Origin of the sequence: Nocardia amamiensis NBRC 102102 (assembly GCF_001612745.1) — a bacterium.
In the GTDB taxonomy this organism is placed as follows: domain Bacteria; phylum Actinomycetota; class Actinomycetes; order Mycobacteriales; family Mycobacteriaceae; genus Nocardia; species Nocardia amamiensis.
This window is the reverse complement of record NZ_BDBA01000366.1, coordinates 1-3,503: the sequence shown is the minus strand read 5'-3', so window position 1 is coordinate 3,503 and position 3,503 is coordinate 1. Positions and strand designations below refer to the sequence as shown.

The 3,503-nt window shown below is 68.6% G+C and carries 4 protein-coding genes and 1 pseudogene; 2 read left to right on the top strand and 3 right to left on the bottom strand.

Going from position 1 to position 3,503, the window contains the following annotated elements; all coding sequences use genetic code 11:
- Window positions 1-196, bottom strand: a 196-nt coding sequence (locus NA4_RS37665; protein ID WP_067480914.1) for an FmdB family zinc ribbon protein, incomplete at its 3' end; no start/stop codon positions are given.
- A 73-nt stretch (window positions 197-269) separates the two neighbouring features.
- A complete protein-coding gene (locus NA4_RS37660) occupies window positions 270-590 on the bottom strand; it encodes a hypothetical protein (protein ID WP_157129564.1) in 321 nt (106 codons plus the stop codon).
- 377 nt (window positions 591-967) lie between these two features.
- Here NA4_RS37660 and NA4_RS37655 point away from each other — a divergent pair, with 377 nt between their 5' ends.
- Both NA4_RS37655 and NA4_RS37650 read left to right on the top strand, forming a co-directional pair.
- Window positions 968-2,551: a carboxylesterase/lipase family protein gene (locus tag NA4_RS37655; RefSeq protein ID WP_084497844.1), complete on the top strand. Its 1,584-nt coding sequence runs from the start codon at window positions 968-970 to the stop codon at window positions 2,549-2,551.
- Window positions 2,552-2,985: 434 nt separating this feature from the next.
- Window positions 2,986-3,309, top strand: a complete 324-nt coding sequence (locus NA4_RS37650) for a hypothetical protein (protein ID WP_067480908.1) — start codon at window positions 2,986-2,988, stop codon at window positions 3,307-3,309.
- 60 nt (window positions 3,310-3,369) lie between these two features.
- On the opposite strand, the pseudogene NA4_RS41115 reads toward NA4_RS37650, so the two are convergent.
- Window positions 3,370-3,503: pseudogene (locus tag NA4_RS41115) on the bottom strand (NDP-sugar synthase); the annotation flags it as partial.

Genomic DNA, 3,503 nt, shown 5'->3' with positions numbered 1-3,503 from the left:
CGCCTGCCGGAGGCGCCGCCGGGCTGGGCGCGGGCGCGTTGCCGCCTCCCCGGCTGACGGTGGCGAACGTGGTCAGCAGTTTGACCGTGTCGTTGTGACCGCTGGGGCAAGCGGCGGGCGCCGATGATTCCGCCATCGGGCGGGTCACCTCGAACGTGTCGCCGCAGCTGCGGCACCGATAGCTGTAACTCGGCATCCGCTCATCTTAGGGCCTGCGCCGCCGATGTGAGCGGACGCCACCACAGCTGCGATGGCTCGACGGAGCGAGCCTACTTGGCCGCCGTAGCCGACCAGCCGTAATGCGTCGCGAACCCACCCGGAGCCACTGTCGCGGTGGGTTCGCCTGTGCAGTCGTTGGACGCAAACACCAGGAAATGGCGCGTGCTGCGGTTCTCGAACCTGATGTCACGAGGGAAGCCACTAGCCCAGCACGAGTCCAGGTTGCTCAGTTCCAGCGTGTTGTCGATGATCACCACTTCTCGACCGTCGCCACTGCCGCCCGAGCCGGTGGGAATGGCCGAGACGGTGGGAGCCGCCGCTACCGCGGCGACGGTGAGAACACCTATGGCAGAGAGCATTCCGAATTTCACGGGTTGAGGCTACAAGTGGGTGCACATCGTCTCCCTGCCCAGCACCGAGAACGGGCTGCCGATCGAGGTCGGGCCGTCGTGCTGCTGCTCGGCTAGGCGTGGTCCGGATCACCCGGGTGGCGGACCGCCGGAGTGCCGGTCGCTGCCGGGCCGGTCGCAGGGCGGGTGTCGCATCTCGCCAGCTATTGAGTCGCATCTAGCCAGCTATCAAAGGGAACGCGGTCGAACCCCGCTACCGTGATCGATTCGGCACAGTGGCCCAATACGGCGCCTGAACAGCGGATGAACGCCACTTGACGCGGTAATGTCGCGGCATCGAAACCTGGGCGTACTGATCTTCGTCGTACTCTCGAAAAGGAAGTATGAGGAGGTCTGCGATGCGCGCCGAGTTCTCCGAGGCGGTGCCCGGTTCCGACGATCTACCCGAGCCGATCGCGCGGACGGTGTACGGCGATGTGCGTGGAGTTCGCCAGGGCTCCGTTTCGGTGTGGCGAAGCATCCCCTACGCGTCCGCACCCACCGGTCCGGCGCGGTTCGCCCCGCCGCAGCCACCACAGCCGTGGGACGGAACGCGCGACTGCATTCGATTCGGCCGGATCGCGCCGCAGTCCATGGGCACCATGGTGCCCGTCGACTCGGGTCTCACGATGGGTGAGGACTGCCTGTGGTTGAACGTCTGGTCGCCGCGGTATGCCGGCGGCGACTCGGTGCGGGAGCCGCGCCCGGTGCTGGTCTGGTTGCACGGCGGCGCGTACTGCCTCGGCACCGCCGCGCAGGAGATCTACGACGGACGCAAATTTGCCCTGACCGGTGACGTCGTGGTCGTCGCGGTGAACTATCGGCTCGGCGCGCTCGGGTTCCTCGACCTGTCTTCGCTCGGTGACGACTTCGCGCCGAACCTCGGGCTGCATGACCAGATCGCCGCGCTGGAATGGGTGCGGGAGAACATCGCCGCATTCGGCGGCGACCCCGGCAACATCACGCTGTTCGGCGAGTCCTCGGGCGCGGGCTGCGTCACCGCGTTGCTGACCTCGCCGCGCGCGGCGGGCCTGTTCCACCAGGCGATCGCCCAGAGCCCGCCCGCGACCACGGTATTCGGACCGGAGCGGGCGGCGACGGTGGCGCGGCGATTCCTGGAGTTGCTGGAGTTGCCCGCGTCCCGGGCCAAGGAACTGCTGGAGTGCCCGATCGATCGGATCGTGTCGGCGGCGGGCGTCCTGCTCGACGAGATCCCGGTGAAGGAGCCGGGCAGGCTGGCGGCCGCGCCCGTGGTCGACGGGGATCTGCTGCCGACCTACCCGATCGAGGAGTTCCAGCGCGGGAGATCGCACCGGGTGCCGTTGATGATCGGCACCAACAAGGACGAGGCGTCGCTGTTCCGGCTGCTGCGCTCGCCGATCATGCCGGTGACCCCGGACGCGGTGAACGCGATGCTGCGCGACGTCGCGGCGACCCATCCGGGAATGTCACCGGAGCGGCTGGCGGAGATCACATCCGCCTACCCGGATCTGAACAAGGCCCGCGGTGCGTTGGCCATGTCCACCGACGCTGCCTTCCGGATGCCGGCGCACTGGGTGGCCGACGGCCACGCCCAACACTCGCCGACCTGGACCTACCGCTTCGACTACGCCACCCCGATGCTGCGGGCGGCGCGCGTCGGCGCGGGCCACGCCACCGAATTGCCCTACGTCTTCGGCAATTTCGGCACGATCAACCACGACCCGACCTTCTGGCTCGGCGGCCGCAAGACAGCCACGGACATCTCCGGCCGCATCATGCGCCGCTGGCTGGCCTTCGCCACCTACGGCGTCCCCGCCGCCCTGGACGGTTCCAAACACTGGCCGCCCTACCGCCTCCCGGCCCGCACCACCCTGGTCATCGACACCGCCGACCGTGTCATCGACGACCCCGACCGCGACCTGCACACCGCCTGGGGCGGACAAGCCGTCGGCTTCAGCTAGCCCGCACGCCGCGCTCTTCGCGTGTCGCAAGCCGCCTGCGTACCGGTGGATTCGGAGAAAACCCCATCCGGCCGAACCAGGCGCCCTGCTTCCATGCGCCGACGTGGTGGGTTGTTCTACAATGTGACACATGGCTACTGAGTTGTGGTGGGACGACGAAGATGCCGCCCATATCCGCAGCCGCTCGATCCGTTACCCAGGGGCGACCGACATCGACCGGCCTGGACGCTGGAGGCCGCCGCCGACCCGTACCGGGTCGTTCGCGATCCCGATCCGAAAAGCCATGTCGGCTATACCCGGATCATTGGGTATTCGTTCGGTGCCGGGTGTGTCCTTACGGTCATCGTTGACCCAGGGGACAACTCCGGAGTGACCGCGTGGAAGACCCGTGGAGCGGACCTCCGCGACTACCTCGAAGCCAAGGAGGCGCAACCATGACCGATCCCGCCAAGGCCGCCCGCCGGGCCCGCCACGACGCCATCCGTGCTCAGGTCGCCGACGAGGAAACCGAAGCGGCTGAGGCCGAGGCCGCCGAAAACGCCGCCACGCTCGATGTGTCACTGCACCTGCGTATCAGCCACACCTTGGAAGCCGAGCTTCGCCGGCGGGCCGCCGCCGAGCACATCCCGACCTCCGCGCTCGTGCGAAAGCTGCTGACCCAGGCAGTGCGTCAGCAGGATCCCGGCGGGCTCACTGCCGCCGACGTCGAAGAGATCGCCCGGCGCGTCACTCGCGAGGAGCTCCACCGCAGCGCATGACAGCGCGGCCGACGTGCTCGGACGCGGTTTTCCGGTGTGCGGAATGGCGGCGAAGCGGTGTCAGACGTCGGTGGAGAAGCGGATGCCGCCGTCGGGGATCTCGACGCCCGGCCACACGCGGGCGCCGCGGAGGAGTTCGCAGCGGGCGCCGATGTTCGCGCCGTCGCCGATGACGCCGTCGCGGACGAGGGCGC